The following is a 21,752-nucleotide window of genomic DNA, read 5'->3' as shown; positions in this document are numbered from 1 at the left end:
GGTTGTCCTAGGCTTTCGCGTGATCGACCGAGGTGTCGCGGAGGGAGCCGACCATGCCGAAGACCGTCATCGCCGGAGTGGATGGATCGGACGAGTCCGGCAACGCCCTGCGCTGGGCGGCCGACTACGTCGACCAGGTGGGCGGCGTGCTGCACGCGATCACCGTCTGGCACCAGCCGGTCCAGTTCGGCTACCGGCTGGCCACCCCGGACAGCGAGCTCAAGCAGCGCGCGCAGAGCACCCTCGACGCCGCCGTTCGCCCGGTCCGGGAGCAGTACCCGAACGTCGACATCAAGGGCCGGCTGATCCGCGGCGACGACGTCGACGAACTGGTGCGGCTCTCCGAGCAGGCGGATCTGATGGCGGTCGGCAACAAGGGGCACAGCGCCTTCACCAGCATGATGGTCGGTTCGGTGGCGATGCGGCTGGTGCAGCACGCCCACTGCCCGGTCATCGTGGTGCGCTGAGCCGACGGCCGCGCGGTCAGTCCCGGCGCAGGGCGAGCTCTTCGAGGTCGAGGTCGTGCAGCACGCGGCGCAGCACTTCGTCGTCGATCCGGCGTTCGTCGCGGAACCGGATGAACACCGCGCGCTCGGCCGCCAGCACCTCGGCGCGCAGCCGCCGGTAGGCCGCAGTCGGGCTCTCGCCCAGCTCCTCGGTGGAGCGGCCGAGCCGTTCCCACGCCTGGTCGCTGCGCTGCCGGATCGAACCGCGCAACGCCTCGGCCACCTGCTCGCCCACGGGCTGCTCGGCCAGCAGCTCCTCGAGCCGCTGCTCGGCGGCGCGCGCCGCGGTGTGCTGCGCCTGGGCCTCGGCGAGCGCGTCGGTGTAGTCCTCGCGGCCGCGCACGTCCAGCCGCCGGATCAGCCACGGCAGCGTCGACCCGTGCAGCAGCAGGGTCGCCAGGGTCACGAACAGCGCCAGGAACTGCACGTCGGAGCGGTGCGGGAAGGGCGTCCCGGCCTCGGTGAGCACCGGGATCCCGGCCGCCGCCGCCAGCGACACCACGCCGCGCATCCCGGCCCAGGAGACCACCGCGGCCCACTGCCACGGCGGCGGATCGGGCCCGCGCCGCCCGGGCAGGTGCAGCGTCGCGAAGACCCACGCGGCCCGCGTCAGCACGGCGGTGGCGGTCACCGCGATCCCGGTGAGCACCAGCGGCGCCAGATCGTGCCCCACGCCCCGCACCACCGCGCTGAGCTGCAACCCGATCAGCGCGAACACCACCGCCTCCAGCAGCGTGTCGACGGCGTTCCACACCGCGCGGTCCTGCAACCGGGTCGCCGGGTCCGACACCGGGGCGCGGTGCCCCAGGTACAGCCCCGCGACCACCACCGCCAGCACGCCGGAGGCGTGCACGTGCTCGGCGAACAGGTACGCGGCGAACGGGACCACCAGCCCCACCGCGCTCTCCATCAGCTCGTCGCGCAGCAACCGCCGGATGCGGTGCACCAGCACCCCGACCAGCAACCCGACGGCGAGCCCGCCGAGCGCGGCGAGCAGGAACACCCCGATCCCGCCCAGCACCGTGTAGCCGGCACCGACCACCGCCGCCACCGCCACCCGGTAGGCGGTCAGCGCGGTGGCGTCGTTGACCAGGCTCTCGCCGCTGAGCACCGTCATGATCCGGCGGGGCAGCCCGAGCCTGCGGCCGATCGCGGTCGCCGCCACCGCGTCCGGCGGGGCGATCACCGCGCCGAGGACCAGCGCCGGTCCCAGCGCCAGGTCGGGCAGCAGCCACCACGCGACCAGCCCGCAGCTCACCGAGCTGAGCAGCACCAGGCCGACGGCGAGCAGGCCGATCGGGCGCAGGTTGGCGCGGATGCCGGTGGTGGAGGAGTTCAGCGCCGCCGAATACAGCAGCGGGGGCAGGACCAGCAGCAGCACCACGTCCGGTTCGATCCGGTAGTCCGGCACCCCGGGCAGGTACGACACCGCCAGGCCCACCACGACCAGCAGCAGCGGCGCCGGAGCGCCGAAGCGGCGCGCCACGGCGGAGACCGCCAGCGCGCCGCAGAGCAGGAACACGGTGTGCGGCAGTTCGTGCATCCTCGGTCCCCGTCCGGCTCACCGCGGCTGCGCGGGTCGGTCCCGACGGCTACGTTCGCCAGGTCGCTGCGGTCGCCAGGTCATTGTCGTCGGGCCGCGGCGGTTCGGCCCGGGACCGGACGGGAGGTCGCCCGATGGCGCGGAGTTGCGCGCACCTGCGCGGTGCGGCGGAGCAGGAGCCGCCGGAGCGCGCCCTCGACCGGTGCGAGGACTGCGCGGCGATCGGCGCGGACGTCTGGGCGCACCTGCGGCAGTGCCTGGAGTGCGGGCACGTCGGCTGCTGCGATTCCAGCCCGCACCGGCACGCCACCGGGCACTTCCGGGAGTCCGGCCACCCGGTGATCCGCTCCTTCGAACCGGGGGAGGCGTGGCGGTGGTGCTACCTGGACGAACTCATCGGCTGACCAGCGGGCGGGAGGGGTTCAGCCCCGCTTGATCCGCTCGTTCCACTCCCGGTTCAGCCGGTCCATCGCCGGGGAGCGGGTGCCGTCGTCGGCCTCGCCGGGCGTGCGCAGCGTCCCGCCGTCGTGGGCGGGCTCGTTCTCGGGGGTCCAGGTCCGGGTCCCGCCGTCCGGTGCGGGCCGGTCCTCGGCCGGTGCTCGGGCGCCGCCGTCCCGGACCGGCGGGGCGGAGGAGGGGCGCACGGGCGCCATCCGGGCCGCTTCCGGCGGCACTGCGGAGGTGCCGTCCCGGCGCAGCTCCGGTCCCGGCGCGGGGCGCGGCGCGGTCCGGGACCGCTGCCCACCGCGGGCGAGGAACAGGCCCTGGAGCACCAGGAGCAGGACGCCGAACACGAGCGCGGCGATCGCCAGCCACAGCGCGAACGGCTGCTGACCGGTCCACCACAGCGCGGCGCCGACGCCGATCCCGGCGCCCGCGACCACCGCCAGCAGGTGGAACAGCAGATGAACCGCGTAGCCCTTCACGACCTGGTTACCTCCCTGAGCGCGCCCGGACGCCCCGGGCAGGCTCCGGTCGACACCGGCACGCACGCATCCGCCTCGTCGTTGCCCGGCGTGCCCCGGATCACCCCGAAGCGCGACACCGGACGTGGAGCCTTCTCCCGATCGTACCGCCCGTCGAACGCGTTTTGCCTGATCGGGCAGTGGTGAGCCGGACACCGGCGGCTGTGCCGAGGAGTGTCACTGACACGGGTGAGCCAGCCGCGACACGCCGAGCACCCGACCGGGTGTGGCCCTACGGTGAACCGCGGGCGCTTCGAGGCGCCGAGGGGCACATCACCTGACGGATCCAGCTCTTTCCAGCCTGCCATCGAGTTCAACGTGCGCCGCGGAGGTGGTGCCGGTGATCAATTCGCTGTCCGGTTTCGCAGTGGCCGCTTCGATCGGGATCAGCGCGATCCTGGTGTCCCTGCTCGGAATGTGCTGGGTGGAACGACGGCTGGTCGGGTCCGGCCGCGCTCGCCGCCGGATCCTGCCGAAGGTCCACCGGCCGGTCCGCGCGCCGCTCGCCGACCGCGCCGTGCTGCTGCTGCGCCCGCCGAGCCCGAGCTGGCAGCGCGGCGGGCCGGGGGCGATGCGCCGTCCCCGCCGGTGGCGCGGGGTGCTCACAGCGCGCGGAAGTCGGCGAAGTCGAAGCCCGGCGAGACCACGCAGCTGACCAGCGCTTCCACCGTCGCCGAGGCGGTGGCCGACTGCCAGGTCCCGGCCGGGACCAGCACCTGCGGCCGCTGCCCGGCGCCCGCGCCGAGGACGGTGGTCTCCGGCTCGTCGTCCGGGCGCTGCCCGCGACCGCCCAGGTGCAGGGTCAGCGGCCCGCCGCGGTGCCACAGCCACAGCTCGTCGGAGGCCACCGCGTGCCAGCTCGACCGCTGGCCCGACGGCAGCAGGTAGTGGATCGCGGTGGCCGACGGGCGCGGCCCGCCCGGCGCGTCCACCCGCACCGGGCTCTCCCAGGTCCGCCGGTACCAGCCGCCCTCCGGGTGCGGCAGCAGGTCGAACTCCTCGGCGGTGCGGCTGCGCGTCTCCAGGGCGACGAACCCGCCCGCGGTGTCCCGCCGCGCGTACCGGACGTCGATCACCGCCGCCCGCTCCAGCGGGCCGTAGACGTGCGGGAACAGCGCGTCGCCGGGCACCCCGGGCAGCGCCGGGCTGGCCTGCTCCCAGCGGACCGGGGCCGACAGCGCGTCGGCGTCGAGTTCGAGCGCGACCATCGGGCCCTCGACCTCCCGGTACAGCGCGTTGGCCACCGCCAGCGTGGTGTCCGGGTCCGGCGAGCAGTGCACGAAGCCCTCGTCGGCCAGGCTCGCGCTGCTGATCGGCGCGTCCCGGTCGGCGTGGAAGGTGCTCAGCGGGATCAGGTGCAGCAGGCTCGTCATGCCGACATCCTCTCCCGCGCCCCCGGCGCGGAACCAGGTCCTCGGCGCGCTCCGCGCAACCGCGTTGATCGACCGGATTACCATCGGCCGGGTCGTCGAGGAAGGAGAACGTCATGGCGGTGCGGGTCGCGGTGCTGGACGACTACCAGGACGTCGCGCGGTACTACGCGGACTGGGACGCGCTGGACGCCGAGGTCGAATTCGTGCACGAGCACATCGCCGACCCCGACGAGCTGGTGCGGCGGCTGGAGCCGTTCGAGGTCGTCGCCGCGATGCGCGAGCGGACCGCGTTCCCCCGGGCGGTGCTGGAGCGGTTGCCGAACCTCCGGCTGCTGGTCACCACGGGGATGCGCAACGCCTCGATCGACCTGCGGGCCGCCGAGGAGTGCGGGGTGGTGGTCTCCGGCACCGGCAGCGGGGCGGTGGCCGCCGACCGGTCCTGGGCGCCCACGGCCGAGCTGACCTGGGGGCTGATCTTCGCGGTCACCCGCAACATCGGCCTGGAGGACCGGGTGATCCGGGACGGCGGCTGGCAGCGCACGATCGGCGTCGAGGTCTCCGGCCGGACCCTCGGCGTGCTCGGGCTCGGCCGGCTCGGCGCCCAGGTCGCGCAGGTCGGCCGGGTCTTCGGGATGGACGTCATCGCCTGGAGCCAGAACCTCACCGACGAGGCCGCGGCGGCGGCCGGGGCGCGGCGGGTGACCAAGGAGGAGCTGTTCGAGCTCTCCGACGTGCTCACCGTCCACACCGTGCTGAGCAAGCGGACCCGCGGGCTGGTCGGTGCCGCCGAGCTGGCCCGGATGCGGCCGACCGCCTACCTGATCAACACCTCGCGCGGGCCCGTGGTGGACGAGGCGGCGTTGCGCCGGGCGCTGCACGAGGGGCGGCTGGCCGGCGCCGGGATCGACGTCTTCGGCCAGGAGCCGCTGCCCGCCGACGACCCGTGGCGCGACACCCCGCGCACCGTGCTCACCCCGCACCTCGGCTACGTCACCGACGGGACGTACCGGTCGTTCTACGCCGAGACCGCGGAGGACATCGCCGCCTACCTGCGCGGAGAGCCGATCCGGGTGCTCACGGCGGGCTGAGCCCTCCGGAAATCCGTTCTTGACGCGAGAGGAGACGCACATCACAGTCATACCAACCGGTCGGTCTGCGGTGATCGGCTAGGCGCAGCAGAGGGAGACCCCATGTCAGCGACTGCCCCGACGACGGCCCGAACACCCCGGAAGCTCAAGCTCGCGGCGCTGATCGCGAGTTCGATCGAGTGGTACGACTTCTTCATCTACGCCACGGCCGCGGCGCTGGTCTTCGGCCCGCTGTTCTTCCCGGAGGCGACGCCGCTGATCGGCGTGCTGCTGAGCTTCGCGACGTTCTGGGCGGGCTTCATCGCTCGGCCCATCGGCGGACTCGTCTTCGGCCACCTCGGCGACCGGATCGGCCGCAAGCCCGCCGTGGTGACCTGCCTGGTGCTGATGGGCACCTCGACGTTCCTGATCGGCGTGCTGCCCGGCGCCGCGACGGTCGGCGTGGCGGCGCCGATCCTGCTCGTGGCGCTGCGGTTCCTCCAGGGCATCGCCGTCGGCGGGCAGTGGGGCGGGATCATCCTGCTGCTCACCGAGAACACCGACGGCGGCAGCCGCGGCCGGGCCGGGACCTTCGGGCAGATGGGCGTGCCGCTCGGCGTGATCCTCGGCAACGTGTCGTTCCTGGTCGTCGGCGCGCTGGTCACGCCGGAGGCCTTCGCGGCGTGGGGTTGGCGGATCCCGTTCCTGGCCAGCGCGGTGCTCGCCCCGGTGGTGCTCTACATCCAGCTCAAGGTCGAGGACACCCCGGTGTTCCAGGAGCTGCGGGACCGCGCCGCGGAGGCCGACCGCGAGGTGGTGAAGGCGCCGCTGGTGGAGGTGCTGCGCGAGCACAAGCGGACCGTGCTGCTCGGTTCCGGGCTGCTGTTCGCCACCAACTCGGTGTTCTACATCAGCATCTCGGGGCTGCTGGACTACGGCACCCGGGAGCTCGGCATGGCGCGCACCACGCTGCTGCTGGTCACGCTGCTGTCCTCGGCGGTCGGCGTGCTGGTGATCTACGCCAGCGGGGCGCTGTCGGACCGCTTCGGCAGGCGCCCGATGATCCTCGCGGGTGCGCTGCTGCTGGCGCTGTGGGCGTTCCCGTTCTTCTGGCTGGTGGACACCGCGACGGTGGTCGGCGTCGCGCTCGCGGCGTGCGTCGGCAGCGTCGGGTCGAGCCTGACCTACGGTCCGCTGGCGGCCTACCTCAGCGAGCTGTTCGAGGCGCGGGTCCGGTACTCCGGGGCCTCGCTGGCCTACCAGCTCGCGGCGATCCTGGTCAGCGGCGGCACGCCGTTCATCATGACCGCGCTGCTGGCCGCGACCGGGAGCTCGGCGGCGGTGTCGGGCTTCCTGCTGCTGATGGCCCTGGTCACGCTGCTCTCGGCGTACCTGCTCCGCGAGACCGGGACCCGCACCCCGGTCCGGTGATCCCCGCCCAGGTGGGGGGCACCTTCATCCGGCGCAGTCGGACGAAGGTGCCCCTCACTCAGCACACTTCCGGGTGAGAGGTGGGTGGTCAGGCGTCGGCGGCGAGCTGCTTGACCTGCTCGATGAGGCGAGCGCGTTCGGCGGCGTCGCGGCCCAGCGCATGCACGTTGAGCGTGGTGACGCCGGATTCCTTCAGCGCCGCGAGCCGTTCCTTGACGTGGCCGGGCGGGCCGATCAGCGAGGTGCGCTCCAGCAGCTCGCGCGGCACCTCGGCGGCGGCCTCGTCCTTCTTGCCGTCGAGGTAGAGCTCCTGGATCCGCTCGGCCTCGGCCTCGTAGCCGTAGCGGCGGGCCAGGTTGTTGTAGAAGTTCTTGCCCTTGGCGCCCATCCCGCCGATGTAGAGCGCGAGGTTCGGCCGGGCAGCGTCGAGCAGGTCGTCGAGCCCCTCGCCGATCGCCAGCGGCGCCTGCGCCACCACGTCGAGCTCCGGCAGCGAGGCGTCCCGCTTGGCCTTGCCCGCCGCCAGCGGCTCGCCCCACACCTCGTGCGCCTTCTCCGGCAGGTAGAAGATCGGCTCCCACGACTCGGCGATCTCGGCGACCATGGCGACGTTCTTCGGCCCGATGGCCGCGACCATCACCGGGATCCGCTCGCGCACCGGGTGGTTGATCAGCTTCAGCGGCTTGCCGAGCCCGGTGCCCTGTTCGGCGGGCAGCGGGATGGAGTAGTTCTTGCCCTCGTGCACCAGCTTCTCCCGCCGCCACACCTTGCGGCAGACCTCGACGATCTCGCGGGTGCGGCCCAGCGGCGCCTGGTAGGGCACGCCGTGGAAGCCCTCGATCACCTGCGGCCCGGACGCGCCGATGCCCAAGGTGAACCGGCCGTCGGAGACGAAGTCCAGCCCGGCGGCGGTCATCGCGGTGAGGCTGGGGGTGCGGGTGTAGATCTGCAGGATGCCGGAGGCGATCTCGAGCCGCTCGGTGCGCGCGGCGATGAATCCGAGCTGGCTCACCGCGTCGAACGAGTACGCCTCCGGGACGTAGACGATGTCGAGCCCGGCCTTCTCGTAGGTCGCCAGGTCGTCAACGGTCTCCTTGAAGCCTCCGCTGTAGTTCAGCGGCATCCCGATGCGCATGGGCGGTCCTCTCGGCGTCGCGGTGGCGACGGCCTGCGGCGGCGTCGCCGGGTTGGATCAGAGGTTACCCGCGAGTCACCGGCCTGCGGGAGGGATGGTTGTGACGCGCATCTCAGTCAATTCGCGCGTTCGGTACCGAACTGCATGATTCGGGGACACCCTCGGCGGGTATGCCGAACGGACCCGTCGCACCCCCGGAGCGACGCAGGAGCACAGGTGGTTGCCGAATGAGGTTGGGATTGCTGGACATCGGCTCCACCGCCGCGCGCGTGGAGATCGTCGAGCTGGACAGATCCCGGATGCCCAAGGCGGACTGGAGCGTCAAGGCCAAGACCAAGTTGGCCGAGCACACCGGCGGAGACGGTGTGGTGACCGAGCGCGGCATCGAGCAGGCCGTGCGCGCGGTGCGGCGCTGCGTGCGGGCCGCCGCCGCGGAACAGCCTGACGTGCTGGTCGCCTTCGGCACCTCCGCGGTGCGCGACGCGGTCAACGGGGCCGAGCTGCGCTGCCGGCTCGCCGAGGCGGCCGGGACGCGGATCGGCGTGCTCAGCCCCCGCGACGAGGCGGCGGTGACCTACTGCGCCGCCCGCCGCTGGCACGGCCGCCCGGGCAGCCTGATGACCACTGTGGACATCGGAGGGGGCACCATCGACGTCGCCGCGGGGACCGCCGACGAGCCCGACGACGTCGTCACCCTGCCGTGCGGCGCGGCCCGGCTCACCCGGCAGTACCTGCCCGACGACCCGCCCGCGCCGGAGCAGCTCGCCGAGCTGGACGCGGTGCTCGGCGAGCGGCTGCCCGCCGCGCTGCACCGGTTCGCCGGGCGCGACCTGGGGCACCCGCTGGCGCTGTCCTCGGTGCTGCGGCAGCTCGCGGTGCTCAGCGAGAGCACCGGCACCGACGTGGTCCGCCACCCGATCCGGCTGCGCCGGGACCGCCTGGCGCCGTGGATCGACCGGCTCGCCGTGCTGGACAAGGCGCAGCGGGCCGCGCTGCCCGGGGTGTCGCGCAGCCGCGCGCGGCGCATCCTCGCCGGGGCGGTGGTGGCCGAGCGGACCCTGCGCTGCATCGGCGTCGAGGAGCTGGAGATCTGCCCGTGGGGACTGCGCGAAGGGCTGGTGTTCCGGTTCGGCGAGGCCTACCGGGAGGGCTGGCCGGAACCCAGGGGAGCGGTCAAAGGCATGGCCTCGGCACTTTTCGCCTGAGGTGTTTCGGGTGTCCGTGGTCCGGTTGCGTAGGGGTGCGGGTGGCGGAACCTCAGTGGCCTTCTCGCTCCGGGCGCCCTTCCTCATGTACAAGCGCGTACCCGGCGTCAGGGCGTCCTCGCGAGAAGGCCGCTGAGAACCCGCGGCGGTGCCGGTTTCTTGGGTGGGGCAAGGCGGAAGCGGCTGGCGCCGTTTGCCCGACGGTGCTTGGGTTTTGTTGCGTGAGTGGGCATGCGACTTCGCCGCTTGCCGGGCGGTGGTTGCGAGTGGCGTGCTCGGCTCGGTCGGCTTCCGGTGGTCCGGGTGTTGGGCCGTGCGGGTGGGGGTCGCTGCGCGGGCGGTGGTTCCCGCCGGGCCGGGCGCGGCATTCGATCGTGGGCCCCGGTAGCGTCGGCGGGAAGGACCGACGACGGGAGGATGTGCCGTGCTGATCCTGCTCCAGGTGTTGATCACGATGGTGTCGGTGTGGATCACCACCGCGCTGCCCGGCATCACGCTGGGCGGCCGGGACACCATCGCGCAGATCCTCACGCTGCTCGTGGTGAGCCTGCTGTTCGGCATCGTCAACATCGTGATCAAGCCGATCGCCAAGACGCTGGGGTGCCTGCTGTACGTGCTCACCCTCGGGCTGTTCGGCCTGGTCGTCAACGCCCTGCTGTTCTGGCTGACCAGCTACCTCGCCGGCACGCTGAACCTGCCCTTCCACGTCGACGGCTTCTGGTCGGCGTTCTGGGGCGCGCTGATCGTCACGATCGTCAGCAGCGTGCTGTCCGGGGTGGTGCGGCGGCGCGCCGAGCCGCGCGTCGAGCGCTGAGCCGTGCGGTGCGACGCGCCGGGGTTCCGGGCGCTGCTGCGGGAGCGCCCGGTCGGCGCGGACGTGACCGGGTTCCTGCTCGACGACCCGATGCCGGGCGCGGGCGCGGCGCCCGGCGGCGCCCGCTGGCGGCGGGTGCTCGCGGTGCTCGCCGAGGCCGCGGTGTTCGGCTTCCTGCGCTCGGCGGACCTGCGCGCGCTGGTCGCGGTCGCGCGCGGGGCGGCGGTGCGGATCCGGGTCCGCGCGGCGGAGGTCGTCGCCGACCGGGTGCGCCCGGACGCGCCGTGGCCCGCGCTGGTCGGCGCCCTGCCCGCCGCCGAACCCGCCACCGGCAGCGAGGTCACGGTGCCGACCGCGCTGCTCGCCGAGGCCCGGGAGGTGGCCGCCGCCCGCACCGACGCCGGGGCGGACTGGCTCGCCTACGAGCTGACCCGGCGGGACGTCCCGGCCGACGACGCCCGCGCGATCGGGGCCTTCCTGCACGGAGCCGACCGCGGCGCCGAGCTGTCCGTCGGGCTGCGCGAGTCCGGGGCGGTGCGCCGCGCGCCGTGGCGCATCGAGGTGCGGTGGGGTTCGGCGGGCCGGATCGCGGTGGTCCCCGAATCGCCGTCGGACACCTACAGCATGGTGACCCCGGCCGGGCCCTACCTGCTCGGCAGGAGCCTGCAACGCCACCTCGACGACCTGTGGCAGCGGACCGGTCCGCTGCCCCGCTGATCCCGGACGTGTCCGCGCTGCTGCGCGCCGAACCCCGCTACGACGTCCCCGGCTGACCGCACCGACCGGCGCCGCCGAGCTCAGGAGCCGGCGCGGCGCACCAGCTCGCGCACCTGCTCGACCCCGCCGCAGCCGGAATCCAGCAACCGGGCGCGCATCCGGGCGAACTCCGCGCCCAGCGCGCCGCGCCGGTCGCGGGTGAGCCGCTCGCGGGCGTCGTTGAGCAGGGTGCGCTCCTCCTCGTCGAGGTGGTGGGTGATCGCCCCGCTGAGCTCCTCCAGGGCCTCGTCCCACCCGGAGCCGCCGGGCTCGCCCACCTCCAGCAGCGCGAGCAGCGCGCGGTGCCCCTCGTCGTGCTCCTCGGACCCGTGCTCGACCTCCTCGCCGTCGGCCGCGCCCAGCCGCCGCAGCGCGGGGTAGACCTGGGTCTCCTCGGCTTCGGCGTGCGCCACCAGCAGACCGGACAGCTCGGCCAGCGCGGTGCGGCGATCGCCCTCGGCACTGCGCAGCTCGCGGAACAGGTCCTCGAAGCGGCGGTGGTCGGCGAGGATGAGCTCGACGACGTCGGTGTCCACGGACGGCTCCTCTCCCGGGATGCGGCGGTTCGGCGGGCGAACCGGTTCCTCGATCGTCTGCGCTACCCGCCCGGCCGTGCCGCGAAACCCGCTCACGGCGAGTCGGGGCGGTAGACCCGCAGCGCCTCGTCCCGCGCCTCGAACTCGAAGCGGGTGCCCGGGCGGCCGATCTCGCCGTCGTGGGCCACCGCGACCGGAGCGCCGTCCACCTCGACCAGCAGCCGCGGGGTCTCGTGCTGCACGTAGGCGTGGCTGCGCGCCAGCGCGCCGGTCAGCGCCGCCGCGATGAACCGGGCGCGGGAGAACGGGAGGTCGGCCCGCACGTACCGGATGTCGAGCAGCCCGTCGTCCAGGTGCGGGCGCCAGGACGGCGCGAACCCCTTGGGCTGGTAGCCGCTGCTGCCGACGAACAGCAGCCAGATCCGCCGCGGGACGCCGCCGATGCGCACCGGGATCGGCTCGGCCCGGGCCAGCACCCGCACCAGGGCGGCCGCCGCGGCCGGCCACTTCCCCAGCGCGGAGCCCACTTCTCCCGCAACCGCACCAGGTCCGGGTAGCCGCCGAGGCTCGCGGTGTTGACGAACCAGTGCGCCGGTCCGTCGTCGATCCGGACGGTGCCGAGGTCCACGTGCACCGCCGACCCGTCCCGCAGCGCCCGGTCGGCGTCGCCCGGGCCGGTCACCCCGACGTCCCGGGCGAAGTGGTTGAGCGTGCCCGCGGGAACGACCACCAGCGGCAACCGCCGGGTGGCCGCCACCGAAGCCGCCGCCGCGACCGTGCCGTCCCCGCCGGCCACCCCGATCGCCCGCACCGGGTGCGGGCTCGCGTCCAGCGCGCGGTGCAGCAGCAGCGCCAGGTCCTCGCCCGGGGCCGGGCTCACCGCGGTCGCCTCCGGCCACAGTTCGGCCAGCCCGCCGGTCTGGTCGCGGAGCCCGGCGGCGGCGTTGACCAGCAGCAGCAGTCCGCGCCCGGACTCCAGCGCGGCGACCTGCTCCACCGGCCGGGCGTAGCCGGGCCGCGAGGGCCGCACCGGCCACCAGTGCCGGGTGACCAGCGCCGCGGCGACCCCGACCGCCGCACCGAGGACCGGCCGCTGCCCGGGGCGCGTCCGCGCGCAGATCCACCCCGCCGCGACCGGGGCCAGCACCGCGCCCCAGTCGGACTCCATCGTCGCCGCGGTGGCGAACGCGGCGGCGCTCGCGGTCGGCGCCGCGCTCCGCAGCGGTCGCACCAACCGGGTCACCGCACCGGCCCCGGCGAGCGCGGCGGCACCGCGCAGCCCGACCCGCCTGGTCCGCCCCTTGCGCAACGCCAGGCTGGCCGCGGCGGCCCACCACAGCAGGCGGTGCTCGGCGATCGCCGCCGCCCGGTCGGGGGACGGCGCGCGCACCCGGTCGTCGGTGGCCTCGGTCCGCAGCCGGGTGCGTCGCATGCCCGGACGGTATACCGGCGCCGAACGCCCGCGACGGCGGCGCCGGGCCGTCATCCGCCGGGGGAGCGCACCGCGCGTCCCCACCGCCACAGGCTCGCCAGCACCAGGCACCAGCTCGTCCCCAGCGCCCAGCCCGCCAGCACGTCGGTGGCCGCGTGCACCCCGAGCACCACCCGGGACAGGCCCACCGCGAGGACCACCAGCACCGCGCCGATCACCAGCACCGACCACAGGGCGGCGTGCCGGTCCCGCGTCGGATCGCGGCGGCTGCGGTCGCGCAGCAGCAGCGCGCTGACCACCGCCAGCAGCAGGTAGACCGCGGCGGAGTTCGCGGAGTGGCCGGACGGGAAGCCGAAGCCGCTCTCCTCGACCACCGCCGCGGCCGGGTTCGGGCGCGGCCGGGAGATGCCGTTCTTCAGCACGCCGACCAGCACCCCGATGCCCGCCGAGGCGATCGCCACCAGCACCGGCGGCACCCACGTCCGGAACCGCACGGCCAGCAGCAGCGCCGCGGCGAGCCCGAGCGGGACCACCACCAGCGTGTCCCCGGCCCAGGTCAGCACGGCGAACATCCCGGCCAGACCGGCGTCGCGCACCGTCTCCCCGAAGCGGGTGAACCGGGCGTCGAGCCAGGTCCCGGGGTGCTCGTGGAACTCGGCGGCGATCGTCCCGAACAGCCAGAAGCCGAGCGCGGCCAGCAGCAGGCCGGTCAGCGGCCAGGGCCGGAGGCGGCCGCGCGGACCGGGCGGTGCGCCGCGCGCGATCGGCTGCTGGTGGGCTTCCGGCTGCGGCACGGGCGGCTCCTCTCCTCGGCGGTCGGGTGCCGGTTGAGTACCCACCGAGCATCCCGTTCCCGGCCACCCGAACGGCTGGTGGGGTCCTGGGTGGCCCGTGCCCCGTTCGAGGGCTGTGTGGCCGGGAGCCGGAGTCGGTACGCTGTAGGCAGGGTTGAGCAGTCAGCCTCTGGTCCTGAGTTCACCCGCCGGTCGCGGGGTCACCCGTCGGCGGCTCGGTATCATGTCGAGGCTGCGCCGAGCTCGGCCGACAGTGAGGAGTCTTTCGCCCGTGAGCGCGACAGCGACGAGCACTGGTCGTCCCTCTACCGGGCGTGCGCCCGGAACGGATCCCGAGACCGCCCGGATGGCGGCGGTGGCGCGCTACGACATCCTGGACACGCCCGCCGACGGGTCGTTCGACCGCATCGCCAAGCTCGCCGCCCGGATGCTGGGCACGCCGATGGCCTCGGTGTCCTTCGTGGACCGCGACCGGATCTGGGCCAAGGCGTCCCACGGCCTCGATGGGGGCGTGGAGACCCCGCGCAGCCCGGGGCTGTGCGCCACCGCGATCCTGCAGGACGAGCCCTACGCGATCAGCGACGCCCGCACCGATCCCCGGGCCGCCGAGCACCCGCTGGTCCGCTCCGCGCCGCACATCCGCTTCTACGCCGCGGCCCCGATCACCACCGCCGACGGCTTCCGGTTGGGCGTGGTCAGCGTGTTCGACACCGAGCCGCGCCAGGCCACCGAAGCCGAGCTGGACACGCTGCGCGACCTCGCCGCGGTCGTGATGGACGAGCTGGAGCTGCGGCTGTCGGCGATGGCCCGGCTGCGCACCGAGCGCCAGCTCCGCGAGCACTTCGAGGGCTTCGCCACCACCCTGCAGCGCACCCTGCTCCCGCCGTCGCTGCCGAAGGTGCCCGGGCTGGAGCTGGCCGCGCACTACCACGCGGTCTCGCCCAGCGACGTGACCGGCGACTTCTACGACGTCTTCTCCCTCGGCGACGGCCGGTGGGCGTTCTTCCTCGGCGACGTCACCGGGCACGGCGTCGCCGCCGCCACCGCGACCTCGCTGACCCGCTACACGTTGCGCGCCGCCGCGCTGCACAGCCCGGACGCCGAGAGCGCGCTGGCCGAGCTCAACACGGCGCTGCTGATCGACCCGAACGTGCCGCAGCACTGCACGGTGCTGCTGGGCATCCTGCATCCGCTGCCGGGCGGCGGGTTCGACGTGACCCTCGCCGGGGGCGGGCACCCACCGGCCATGCTGCTGCGCCCGGACCGGCACCCGCGCGTGCAGGAGGTCGACCTGCTCGGCGGGATGCTGCTCGGCGCCTTCGGCGACGCGCACTTCGAGAGCCGCCGGCTGCGCCTGGCGCCGGGGGAATCGCTGCTGCTCTACACCGACGGCCTCACCGAGGCGCGGCCGGGCGGGGAGTTCTTCGACGAGCGCAGGCTGGCCGACTTCCTCACCGACCACGTCGGGACCGGCGCCGGTGCGCTGATGGACGAACTGGTGGACCTGATCAACGGGTTCGCGCCCGCGCCGGAGGACGACGTGGCGCTCGTCGCGCTCAGCGTGCCGCGCTGAACCCCCGCTGCGCTCAGCTGGTGAGCCGGAAGGCCATCCGCACCGTCGTGCCGCGCTCGCCGTGGCGCACCTCGGCCTCGTCGGCCAGGCTCCGGATCAGCAGCAGGCCGCGGCCCCGGAACTGATCGTCGTTGTGGCCCGGCGGACGCCAGCGACCGTCGTCGGAGATCGTCACGTCGACGGTACCGGCGCGCGAGACGGCCCACACCGCCACGGAACCCGTCACCCCGGCCGGGTGGGCGTGCTCGGCGGAATTGGCCAGCGCCTCGTTGGCGGCCAAGGCCAGGGCCTCCACCCGCTCCTCGGACATGCCCGCACCGGTCGCCCACGCCGCGAGCTCGCGGCGCAGCGTGCGGATCCGGGTCGGCTCGGCGGGACCCGCCGGGCGGTGGAAGTCGTCCGCCCGCGATGGTGCGGTCTCTTCGTCTTCCCGGGTGGCCATGGCTGGGCCGTCCTCTCCTGCCTCGCCTGCACGCAACAGATGGGACTTACCCGCTCAGCGGTCTGAACCAACACTTCCCGGCGGAAAATGGTCCAGCATCACCGAGCGGGGTCTTCCGGTCACCCGGCGAGGGCCTCCGCGCGCGTCTCGAACACCGGCATCTTGCGGTCCAGACCGGTGGCCTGGATCGGTCGCAGCGCGGCGCGGCCCTGGGCGACGATCCGCAGCCCGACGTCCAGTCCGGTCGCGCGCTCGTGCGCGGCGACCAGCACGGACAGCCCGGCGGAAGCGAACAGCGAGACCTCCGAGAGGTCGATCACGAGCAGCCGCGGCCCGTCGTCCAGCGCGGAGTCGACGGCCTCCCGGAGGCGGGGCGAGCTCAGCATGTCGATCTCGCCGGAGACGAGCACCGAAGCCGCGTCGCCCTGCCACTCGACATCCACCGCCACGTCCGCGGCAGGCTCCGGATCTGCGTGCGTAGAAAAGTCAGCGGAACTCACGTTCGCCACTATGGCACATCGCGATGCCGCCCGGCCAAGCTGCGCATCGGCTCCCCGACCGGCGGTGATGCCGCTGTGTCCGGTGTCTCGGCCGGTGCGGGTGTGGGAAGGCGCCGCCCTGGGTAGGCAGGGCTCCCGCGGCCGGACGGTCGCGGAACGACGAGTGCGAGCGGGGGAGCAGCGGGTGGCGCAGGAACACCGGGCGGAAGGCGATCAGGACTCCCGCGGCCAGGAGCAGGTGCTCGGACTGGTCGCCGACCCCGACATGCCCACCCAGGCCGGCGCCCGCCTCTCCGAGGGCGTCACCCGCTGGCTGGAGGAGCGCACCGGGCTGGACTGGGTGGTGGAGGTGGTCTCCGAACCGGTGGCCGCCGGCGAGTCCAGCAGCGAACGCATCCTGGAGGGCGTGCGCCGGTACCGCGAGCAGCGCGGCTGGCGGTTCGCGGTGTACCTCACCGACCTCCCGCTGCTGCCGCCCGGCGGACCGCTGGTCTCCGACGTCAGCACCCGGTGGCACGCGGCGCTGATCTCGGTGCCCGCGCTGGGCAGCATCCTGCCCTACCGGCGGATGCGGCGGGTGCTGACCCAGGTCGTCGCGGACCTGCTGCGCGGCGAGCAGGAGGAACCCGACCAGGAGCGGCCCGGTCGCGGGCTGGCCGGCCGCACCTCCCCGGTGCGGCGCAGCGGCTCCACCGACGCCCGGGTCGACGTCCGCTACACCGGGACCCGGGTGCGCGGCTGGTGGCGCCTGGTCACCGGGATGGTCTTCACCAACCGGCCGTGGCGGCTGCTGTGGGGCCTGTCCAGCGCGCTGGCGGCGGCGCTCGCGGCGGCCGGGTTCGGCCTGTTCACCTCGACGGTGTGGCAGATCGGTGACGTGCTCAGCCCGTGGCGCGCGGCGGCCACCAGCGTCTTCGCGGTGGCCCTGATGACGACCTGGCTGATCGCCTCGCACGGGCTGTGGGAGCGCATCGGCGGGAGCGGGGGCGCGGGCCGCCGGGTGGCGCTGCTCTACAACACCTCCACGATCGCGACCCTGGTCGTCGGCGTCGGGCTGCTGTACGTGACCGTGTACGCGGTCAGCTTCGTCGCCGCGCTCAGCCTGCTCGACCAGCAGGTGCTCGCCAGCACCCTCGGGCACCCCAGCAGCATCGGCACCTACGCCCGGCTGGCCTGGATGGTGGCGTCGATGGCACTGATCGCCGGGGCCCTGGGCTCCGGGCTGGAGTCCGATGCCGCGGTGCGCCAGGCCGCCTACGGCTACCGGGAGCGGCAGCGCCGGAAGCGCAAGGCCGAGGAGAAGGAGGCGGACGAGGACACCCAGCGGGGCGCCGCGGACTAGGACTCTGCGCGCAGCGCCGCCTCGCGGCTGTCGAACAGGGCGATCTTGCGGTCCAGCGCGGTCATCCGGAACGGCCGCTCGGTGGTGCGGTGGGTCGACACCACGCGGATCGAGGTCCGGTCGCCCGCGCTCTGGTAGGCCGCGACGACGGCGGACAGACCGGCGGAGGCGAACAGATTCGTGCCGCTCAGGTCGATGAGGAGCACGGCGGGGGAGCGCTCCAGCACCTCGAGGAGCCGTTCCTGGAGCCGCGGCGCGGTGAGCATGTCGACCTCGCCGGAGACGACGACGATCGCGGTGCGGTCGTCCCACTCCACTGCGAGGCCGAATTCGGGGGCGTCGGCCGGGGTCGCTTCGGGCGGATTCGTCGTGGACACCGGCTCACCCTGTCAGGACACCGCCGGGCGATCAACGCTCGAACGGGCGGGTGCCCGGGCTTCGCCCGCCTGCGGGCAACGAACCCTCGGGAAACGCGATCGGGTGGGATCCTGCACGGTTGGGAGCCGTCCGGACGGGGTACGCAGCGCTCGTACGCACTCGAGGACCACGACGGGAGCGGTGATGAACGAGGCGGTACCCGGAATCGAACAGCTCACCCTCTGGCGCACGGTGCTCGACGCGCTGGGGCAGCTCAGCTCGGCGTGGGAGACCGTGCACAGCAGCGTCGAGCAGACCGGGGAGCCGCTGGAGGTCCCCGAGGAGGTCGCCGCGGCGCTCGCCCGGGCGGGGACCCGCGGCGCGGAGGCGCTGTCCGGGGTGGCGGAGGCCCTGGCCGCCTCCTCCGGCGGCGCCGCGTTCGCCGACCTGGCCGACGACCAGCAGCGGACCCGCGACGGCTGGCAGCGCGCCACGCACGGCCTCACCGGCGACGGGCAGGAGTAGCTCAGCCCGCCCCGCGTTCCCGGGGCCCGGGGGACGCGGGGCGGGCGGTACCGCGCGAGGCGGGTCTCACGACATCGCGGCGGGCCTGCGCTGCTCCGGTGCCGTCGCGATCCCCGAACCCGGGGTGATCCCCAGGGCGGCGCCGACCGTCGGGTGGCATTCCAGCAGCACGTCGACGCCCGCGTCGGCCAGCGCCCGCCGGGTGGCGTCGTCGGCCACCACGACCCGCAGCGCGATGCCGTGGTCCTGGGTGTGCATGTACGACCGGGTCACGAGCTGGATGCCCGGCACGTCCATCGACCGCACCCCGGTGAGGTCGAGGACGATGACCTCGACCGTCGCGTCCAGCAGCGGCCACAGCGCGGTGTCCAGCTCGTCGGTGGTGGTGGCGTCGATCTCGCCGTCCACGGTGACCACCAGCGCGTCGGCCCTGGGCACGGCCACGCGGAGCCGCTTCGCCCCCGGGGTCCGGGCGGGCGCGGTGCGTCCCGCGGCGTCGACCTCAGGTGCTGGGTGCTGCGCGGTCATGCTGGGCGTCCTCTCTCGTGCCTGCGGGGCGGTCGGCGCCGGTGCGCCACCTGTCCGTCCCCGGCATCCGGCGTATTGCGGTGCGCAAGGGTGATACCCGAACCGGCGGAAGTCAAACCAGCGATTTTCACCCGGTGCGCTCGTCCGAACACGCACCGCCGACCGGCCGCACGGGCTTCCGGCGAACGGCTCAACGCACCGCGGTTCCGTTGCCCGAGGGCGAGCACTTCGCGCAGACCCCCTGCGGTTCCGCCATTGCGCCGCCGCGGCCGAACGTGCGCCGAGCCGACCGGGCGCGCGGGCCGGTGCGCGTCGGCCGGGGTCCGGGGGCGACGCGGAGGAGGGGCGGAGAATCACCCGTTCGGGGGGCCGGTCCGGACCGGCCCCCCGGGTGTCGGGTCCCGGTGTCAGGCCCTCCTGCGGACCGCCAAGCGGTAGATCAGCAGGAGGATCAGGGAGCCGATCACGGCCCACACGAAGCTCACCACGTTGAACCCGGTGACCCCGCCGCCGCCGAACACGGAGCTGCCGAGCCAGCCGCCGAGCAGACCGCCCACCACGCCGATGACGATCGTCACGATGATCCCGCCGGGATCCTTGCCGGGCATGAGGAACTTCGCGATCGCACCGGCGATGAGCCCGAACACGATCCAGCTGAGGATGCCCACTGCGCTGCCCTCCGTTCCGTGCGCACGGGTCGTTCTCCTTCGTGCGGCTGGGTACCCGTTCCGGGGCCCGCCATGCGCGCGGCGCTCGTGGCCGGGATCACGCGCGGGGCGGCCGGGTCCGCCGACGGCCGGGCGCCGCGATTCCAGTGCGGGGCAAGGGAGGAACGGGCTGTTCGCGCCGTGGTCGGCGGGCCGGTCGGATCGTCTACAGTGGCGATGCCCGGACGCGGCCGAGGCCGTGCCGGGCGAGTGCGCTCGACGTGGCCGGTACGCGATGAGGTCCGGACGCTGTGTCGGTCCGGATGCCGAGGGGAGGAGTGGCCAGTGTCGGAATCCGGAGGGGCCCGGTCGCTGGTGTTCGAGACGCGGGTGAGCGCGGTGGCCGAGATGATCCCGCCGCTGCGCAACGTCGCGGCCGATCTGGCGATGCGCAAGGACTTCGACCTCGACGGCATCGAGGACATCCGGATGGCCGTCGGCGAGGCCTGCGCCCTGCTCGTCCCGGTGTCCGCCGACGGCTACGTGAGCTGCGCGTTCAGCATCGCCGACAGCAGCCTGGCGGCGACCGTCTCGGCCCGCTCGGCGGCCGAACCCTGGGCGGGCGAGGACGATTCGCTGAGCTGGCAGCTCCTGACCGTGCTGGCCAGTTCCGCGCAGCGCACCGTGGTCGCCGAAGGCGACGGCCATCGCGCGCGGCTCGAGCTGGTCCTCGACCGTGCGCAGGGCCAGGGGTGACGGTGCCCACCGACGGCCAGGACACCCTCGACCTGTTCCGCGAGCTCGCCGCCGCCGAGGACGAGGCGCGCAAGGAGCGGATCCGCGACCGGCTCGCCCGGGAGCACCTGGACCTGGCGGGGCGGCTGGCGTGGAAGTTCAGCAACTCCGGCGAGGCCCACGAAGACCTCGTGCAGGTCGCGCTGCTCGGCCTGACCAACGCGATCAACCGGTTCGACCCGGAGCAGGGCAACGACTTCCTGTCCTTCGCGATCCCCACGATCACCGGTGAGCTGCGCCGCTACCTGCGCGACCGGACCTGGTCGGTGCGGGTTCCCCGGCGGCTCAAGGAACTCCACACCTCGATCAGCGCGGCGCGCTCCGAGCTGACCGCGAAGCTGTCCCGGGCGCCCCGGCCCAGCGAGATCGCCGAACACCTCGGGATCGGGGTGGAGGAGGTCTACGAGGGCCTGGCCGCCGGGCAGAGCCGCTACGGCACCTCGCTGGACGGGATGCTGGAAGGCGACCCGCACGACCGCTTCGGCGCCGCCGACGACAACCTCGCGCAGGCCGAGCTGCGCGAGCTGCTGCGGCCGGTGCTCGACACGCTCGGCGAGCGGGAGCGCAAGATCATCCTGCTGCGCTTCGTGATCGGGATGAGCCAGACCGACATCGCGCGCCGCGTGGGCGTCTCCCAGATGCAGGTCTCGCGCCTGCTGACCAGGACGCTGAACGAGCTGCGCGGCAAGCTGGGCGACGACACCCCGCTGGACCTCTGACCCGCCGGACGCGCAGCGGCTCGTGCGGTGCCGGTCCGATCAGGCGAGTTCCTCGTCGGGCGGGCCGAGTTCGGTCGCCGCCAGGTGGAAGGCGTTCAACCCGTCGAGCAGCGCGGTGCGCGAACGCGCCCCCATCGTCGGCAGCACCTCTTCGAGGTCCGCCCGCCGATCGCGGTGGAACCGGCGCAGCAACCGCCTGCCGTCCTGGGTCAGCCGCAGCACCACTTCGCGCCGATCGCCCGGACTCGTGCCGCGCTCCGGCACACCGGCCGCCTCGAACCGATCGCAGCGGCGGCTGGCCACCGACGGCGTCGAACCGAGCTCGTCGGCCAGGCTGACCAGGTTGATCGTCCGATGCCGGTCCACGACGATCAGCGCCCGCAGCTGCGCCGCCGAGATCGTCGGCTTCAACCGCTCGGAACTGCGGCCCCAGACGACGACGAGCGCCCTGGCCGCGGCTTCGACCTCGGCCGGGAGCTCCGGAGGCAGTCGGTCAGCGTGGCGGGCCAGGGCGGAACTCCATCCTGGTCGCACCGGTTTCGGCACCGACGGGCGAGTGTCCGCAAGGGACGCACCGGGATTCATCGTCTCACGTCAGCACCAGGATGCGCGGGTGTCCGCTCGGACGGGGGCGGTCGGACTCGCGCTCAAGCCCGGACCGGATCGTCGCGGCGTTCGCGGAAGTGCTGCGGCGGCCTGCCGCGGTCCGCCCCCGGAACCGGTGCTCGACCGCGCGGCCACCGCGGGCGGAAACCGGCGAACATCGG

At 74.1% G+C, this 21,752-nt stretch carries 26 protein-coding genes; 12 read left to right on the top strand and 14 right to left on the bottom strand.

Annotated features, from left to right (window positions below; all coding sequences use genetic code 11):
* Positions 1-53: 53 nt before the first annotated feature.
* Positions 54-467: a universal stress protein gene (locus ACQP0T_RS20320; RefSeq protein ID WP_345366959.1), complete on the top strand. Its 414-nt coding sequence runs from the start codon at positions 54-56 to the stop codon at positions 465-467.
* A gap of 16 nt (positions 468-483) precedes the next feature.
* Here the strand turns inward: ACQP0T_RS20320 and ACQP0T_RS20315 are convergent, their stop codons facing one another.
* Positions 484-2,049, bottom strand: coding sequence for a Na+/H+ antiporter (locus ACQP0T_RS20315; protein ID WP_433869505.1), 1,566 nt, complete (start codon positions 2,047-2,049; stop codon positions 484-486).
* Positions 2,050-2,183: 134 nt separating this feature from the next.
* Here ACQP0T_RS20315 and ACQP0T_RS20310 point away from each other — a divergent pair, with 134 nt between their 5' ends.
* The gene (locus tag ACQP0T_RS20310) at positions 2,184-2,453 is read left to right on the top strand and encodes a UBP-type zinc finger domain-containing protein (RefSeq protein ID WP_433869504.1); all 270 of its coding nucleotides are present in this window, start codon (positions 2,184-2,186) and stop codon (positions 2,451-2,453) included.
* Between the two features lie 18 nt (positions 2,454-2,471).
* Here the strand turns inward: ACQP0T_RS20310 and ACQP0T_RS20305 are convergent, their stop codons facing one another.
* Complete coding sequence (locus tag ACQP0T_RS20305; RefSeq protein WP_433869503.1) at positions 2,472-2,975, bottom strand: hypothetical protein; 504 nt, start codon at positions 2,973-2,975, stop codon at positions 2,472-2,474.
* Positions 2,976-3,616: 641 nt separating this feature from the next.
* Positions 3,617-4,387 carry a cupin domain-containing protein gene (locus tag ACQP0T_RS20300; protein ID WP_433869502.1) on the bottom strand — a complete coding sequence of 257 codons (771 nt, stop codon included), beginning with the start codon at positions 4,385-4,387 and terminating at the stop codon, positions 3,617-3,619.
* A gap of 119 nt (positions 4,388-4,506) precedes the next feature.
* Here ACQP0T_RS20300 and ACQP0T_RS20295 point away from each other — a divergent pair, with 119 nt between their 5' ends.
* Positions 4,507-5,475 carry a D-2-hydroxyacid dehydrogenase family protein gene (locus tag ACQP0T_RS20295; protein ID WP_345367085.1) on the top strand — a complete coding sequence of 323 codons (969 nt, stop codon included), beginning with the start codon at positions 4,507-4,509 and terminating at the stop codon, positions 5,473-5,475.
* A 102-nt stretch (positions 5,476-5,577) separates the two neighbouring features.
* Complete coding sequence (locus tag ACQP0T_RS20290) at positions 5,578-6,885, top strand: MFS transporter (protein ID WP_433869501.1); 1,308 nt, start codon at positions 5,578-5,580, stop codon at positions 6,883-6,885.
* An 88-nt stretch (positions 6,886-6,973) separates the two neighbouring features.
* Here ACQP0T_RS20290 and ACQP0T_RS20285 read toward each other — a convergent pair whose 3' ends face one another.
* Positions 6,974-8,020: an LLM class F420-dependent oxidoreductase gene (locus tag ACQP0T_RS20285; protein WP_433869500.1), complete on the bottom strand. Its 1,047-nt coding sequence runs from the start codon at positions 8,018-8,020 to the stop codon at positions 6,974-6,976.
* 227 nt (positions 8,021-8,247) lie between these two features.
* Here ACQP0T_RS20285 and ACQP0T_RS20280 point away from each other — a divergent pair, with 227 nt between their 5' ends.
* The 3 genes from ACQP0T_RS20280 to ACQP0T_RS20270 all read left to right on the top strand — a co-directional run bounded on the left by ACQP0T_RS20280 (position 8,248) and on the right by ACQP0T_RS20270 (position 10,756).
* Positions 8,248-9,225, top strand: a complete 978-nt coding sequence (locus ACQP0T_RS20280) for a Ppx/GppA phosphatase family protein (protein ID WP_433869499.1) — start codon at positions 8,248-8,250, stop codon at positions 9,223-9,225.
* Between the two features lie 424 nt (positions 9,226-9,649).
* Positions 9,650-10,039 (top strand): phage holin family protein, encoded by a 390-nt coding sequence (locus ACQP0T_RS20275; RefSeq protein WP_433869498.1) that lies wholly within the window; start codon positions 9,650-9,652, stop codon positions 10,037-10,039.
* Positions 10,040-10,042: 3 nt separating this feature from the next.
* The gene (locus tag ACQP0T_RS20270) at positions 10,043-10,756 is read left to right on the top strand and encodes an ESX secretion-associated protein EspG (protein ID WP_433869497.1); all 714 of its coding nucleotides are present in this window, start codon (positions 10,043-10,045) and stop codon (positions 10,754-10,756) included.
* An 80-nt stretch (positions 10,757-10,836) separates the two neighbouring features.
* Here ACQP0T_RS20270 and ACQP0T_RS20265 read toward each other — a convergent pair whose 3' ends face one another.
* The 4 genes from ACQP0T_RS20265 to ACQP0T_RS20250 all read right to left on the bottom strand — a co-directional run bounded on the left by ACQP0T_RS20265 (position 10,837) and on the right by ACQP0T_RS20250 (position 13,557).
* Positions 10,837-11,331 carry a hemerythrin domain-containing protein gene (locus ACQP0T_RS20265; protein WP_433869496.1) on the bottom strand — a complete coding sequence of 165 codons (495 nt, stop codon included), beginning with the start codon at positions 11,329-11,331 and terminating at the stop codon, positions 10,837-10,839.
* Positions 11,332-11,423: 92 nt separating this feature from the next.
* On the bottom strand, positions 11,424-11,654 hold the full coding sequence (locus ACQP0T_RS20260) for a hypothetical protein (protein WP_433869495.1): 231 nt from the start codon (positions 11,652-11,654) through the stop codon (positions 11,424-11,426).
* Positions 11,603-12,763 carry a diacylglycerol/lipid kinase family protein gene (locus ACQP0T_RS20255; protein ID WP_433869494.1) on the bottom strand — a complete coding sequence of 387 codons (1,161 nt, stop codon included), beginning with the start codon at positions 12,761-12,763 and terminating at the stop codon, positions 11,603-11,605. The genes ACQP0T_RS20260 and ACQP0T_RS20255 overlap by 52 nt, the downstream gene beginning before the upstream one ends.
* Before the next feature lie 50 nt (positions 12,764-12,813).
* On the bottom strand, positions 12,814-13,557 hold the full coding sequence (locus tag ACQP0T_RS20250; protein WP_433869493.1) for a phosphatase PAP2 family protein: 744 nt from the start codon (positions 13,555-13,557) through the stop codon (positions 12,814-12,816).
* A gap of 271 nt (positions 13,558-13,828) precedes the next feature.
* Between ACQP0T_RS20250 and ACQP0T_RS20245 the strand changes: the two genes are divergently transcribed.
* A complete protein-coding gene (locus ACQP0T_RS20245) occupies positions 13,829-15,130 on the top strand; it encodes a PP2C family protein-serine/threonine phosphatase (protein WP_433869492.1) in 1,302 nt (433 codons plus the stop codon).
* A 13-nt stretch (positions 15,131-15,143) separates the two neighbouring features.
* Here ACQP0T_RS20245 and ACQP0T_RS20240 read toward each other — a convergent pair whose 3' ends face one another.
* Both ACQP0T_RS20240 and ACQP0T_RS20235 read right to left on the bottom strand, forming a co-directional pair.
* Positions 15,144-15,572 (bottom strand): ATP-binding protein, encoded by a 429-nt coding sequence (locus tag ACQP0T_RS20240; protein ID WP_433869491.1) that lies wholly within the window; start codon positions 15,570-15,572, stop codon positions 15,144-15,146.
* 119 nt (positions 15,573-15,691) lie between these two features.
* Entirely contained in the window at positions 15,692-16,021 is a 330-nt protein-coding gene (locus ACQP0T_RS20235; protein ID WP_433869490.1) for an STAS domain-containing protein, read from the bottom strand.
* A gap of 235 nt (positions 16,022-16,256) precedes the next feature.
* Here ACQP0T_RS20235 and ACQP0T_RS20230 point away from each other — a divergent pair, with 235 nt between their 5' ends.
* Positions 16,257-17,414, top strand: coding sequence for a 5,10-methylene-tetrahydrofolate dehydrogenase (locus tag ACQP0T_RS20230; protein WP_433869489.1), 1,158 nt, complete (start codon positions 16,257-16,259; stop codon positions 17,412-17,414).
* On the opposite strand, the gene ACQP0T_RS20225 is transcribed toward ACQP0T_RS20230, so the two are convergent.
* Positions 17,411-17,791, bottom strand: coding sequence for an STAS domain-containing protein (locus ACQP0T_RS20225; RefSeq protein WP_433869488.1), 381 nt, complete (start codon positions 17,789-17,791; stop codon positions 17,411-17,413). The genes ACQP0T_RS20230 and ACQP0T_RS20225 overlap by 4 nt on opposite strands.
* Before the next feature lie 184 nt (positions 17,792-17,975).
* Between ACQP0T_RS20225 and ACQP0T_RS20220 the strand changes: the two genes are divergently transcribed.
* Positions 17,976-18,296 (top strand): hypothetical protein, encoded by a 321-nt coding sequence (locus tag ACQP0T_RS20220; protein ID WP_433869487.1) that lies wholly within the window; start codon positions 17,976-17,978, stop codon positions 18,294-18,296.
* 66 nt (positions 18,297-18,362) lie between these two features.
* On the opposite strand, the gene ACQP0T_RS20215 is transcribed toward ACQP0T_RS20220, so the two are convergent.
* Both ACQP0T_RS20215 and ACQP0T_RS20210 read right to left on the bottom strand, forming a co-directional pair.
* Positions 18,363-18,824 (bottom strand): STAS domain-containing protein, encoded by a 462-nt coding sequence (locus ACQP0T_RS20215; RefSeq protein ID WP_433869486.1) that lies wholly within the window; start codon positions 18,822-18,824, stop codon positions 18,363-18,365.
* Between the two features lie 407 nt (positions 18,825-19,231).
* Complete coding sequence (locus ACQP0T_RS20210) at positions 19,232-19,492, bottom strand: GlsB/YeaQ/YmgE family stress response membrane protein (RefSeq protein ID WP_345366917.1); 261 nt, start codon at positions 19,490-19,492, stop codon at positions 19,232-19,234.
* 324 nt (positions 19,493-19,816) lie between these two features.
* On the opposite strand from ACQP0T_RS20210, the gene ACQP0T_RS20205 reads away from it, so the two are divergent.
* Positions 19,817-20,227 carry an anti-sigma factor gene (locus tag ACQP0T_RS20205; protein ID WP_433869485.1) on the top strand — a complete coding sequence of 137 codons (411 nt, stop codon included), beginning with the start codon at positions 19,817-19,819 and terminating at the stop codon, positions 20,225-20,227.
* Positions 20,224-20,985, top strand: coding sequence for a SigB/SigF/SigG family RNA polymerase sigma factor (locus tag ACQP0T_RS20200; RefSeq protein WP_433869484.1), 762 nt, complete (start codon positions 20,224-20,226; stop codon positions 20,983-20,985). The genes ACQP0T_RS20205 and ACQP0T_RS20200 overlap by 4 nt, the downstream gene beginning before the upstream one ends.
* A 39-nt stretch (positions 20,986-21,024) precedes the next feature.
* Here ACQP0T_RS20200 and ACQP0T_RS20195 read toward each other — a convergent pair whose 3' ends face one another.
* Positions 21,025-21,519, bottom strand: a complete 495-nt coding sequence (locus ACQP0T_RS20195) for a MarR family winged helix-turn-helix transcriptional regulator (RefSeq protein ID WP_433869483.1) — start codon at positions 21,517-21,519, stop codon at positions 21,025-21,027.
* Positions 21,520-21,752 lie beyond the last annotated feature (233 nt).

The organism is Saccharopolyspora sp. CA-218241, assembly GCF_050954615.1.
GTDB classification, from domain to species: domain Bacteria; phylum Actinomycetota; class Actinomycetes; order Mycobacteriales; family Pseudonocardiaceae; genus Saccharopolyspora; species Saccharopolyspora cebuensis.
Note: the sequence above shows the minus strand (reverse complement) of the source record. Positions and strands in the feature narration are given on the sequence as shown.

Excerpts from the sequence above, each read along its gene's own strand:
- ACQP0T_RS20285 (WP_433869500.1), bottom strand. The coding sequence starts at position 8,020 with ATGCGCATCGGGATGCCGCTGAACTACAGCGGAGGCTTCAAGGAGACC.
- ACQP0T_RS20300 (WP_433869502.1), bottom strand. The coding sequence starts at position 4,387 with ATGACGAGCCTGCTGCACCTGATCCCGCTGAGCACCTTCCACGCCGAC.
- ACQP0T_RS20315 (WP_433869505.1), bottom strand. The coding sequence starts at position 2,049 with ATGCACGAACTGCCGCACACCGTGTTCCTGCTCTGCGGCGCGCTGGCG.
- ACQP0T_RS20240 (WP_433869491.1), bottom strand. The coding sequence starts at position 15,572 with ATGGCCACCCGGGAAGACGAAGAGACCGCACCATCGCGGGCGGACGAC.
- ACQP0T_RS20220 (WP_433869487.1), top strand. The coding sequence starts at position 17,976 with ATGAACGAGGCGGTACCCGGAATCGAACAGCTCACCCTCTGGCGCACG.
- ACQP0T_RS20215 (WP_433869486.1), bottom strand. The coding sequence starts at position 18,824 with ATGACCGCGCAGCACCCAGCACCTGAGGTCGACGCCGCGGGACGCACC.
- ACQP0T_RS20320 (WP_345366959.1), top strand. The coding sequence starts at position 54 with ATGCCGAAGACCGTCATCGCCGGAGTGGATGGATCGGACGAGTCCGGC.
- ACQP0T_RS20280 (WP_433869499.1), top strand. The coding sequence starts at position 8,248 with ATGAGGTTGGGATTGCTGGACATCGGCTCCACCGCCGCGCGCGTGGAG.
- ACQP0T_RS20255 (WP_433869494.1), bottom strand. The coding sequence starts at position 12,763 with ATGCGACGCACCCGGCTGCGGACCGAGGCCACCGACGACCGGGTGCGC.
- ACQP0T_RS20290 (WP_433869501.1), top strand. The coding sequence starts at position 5,578 with ATGTCAGCGACTGCCCCGACGACGGCCCGAACACCCCGGAAGCTCAAG.
- ACQP0T_RS20310 (WP_433869504.1), top strand. The coding sequence starts at position 2,184 with ATGGCGCGGAGTTGCGCGCACCTGCGCGGTGCGGCGGAGCAGGAGCCG.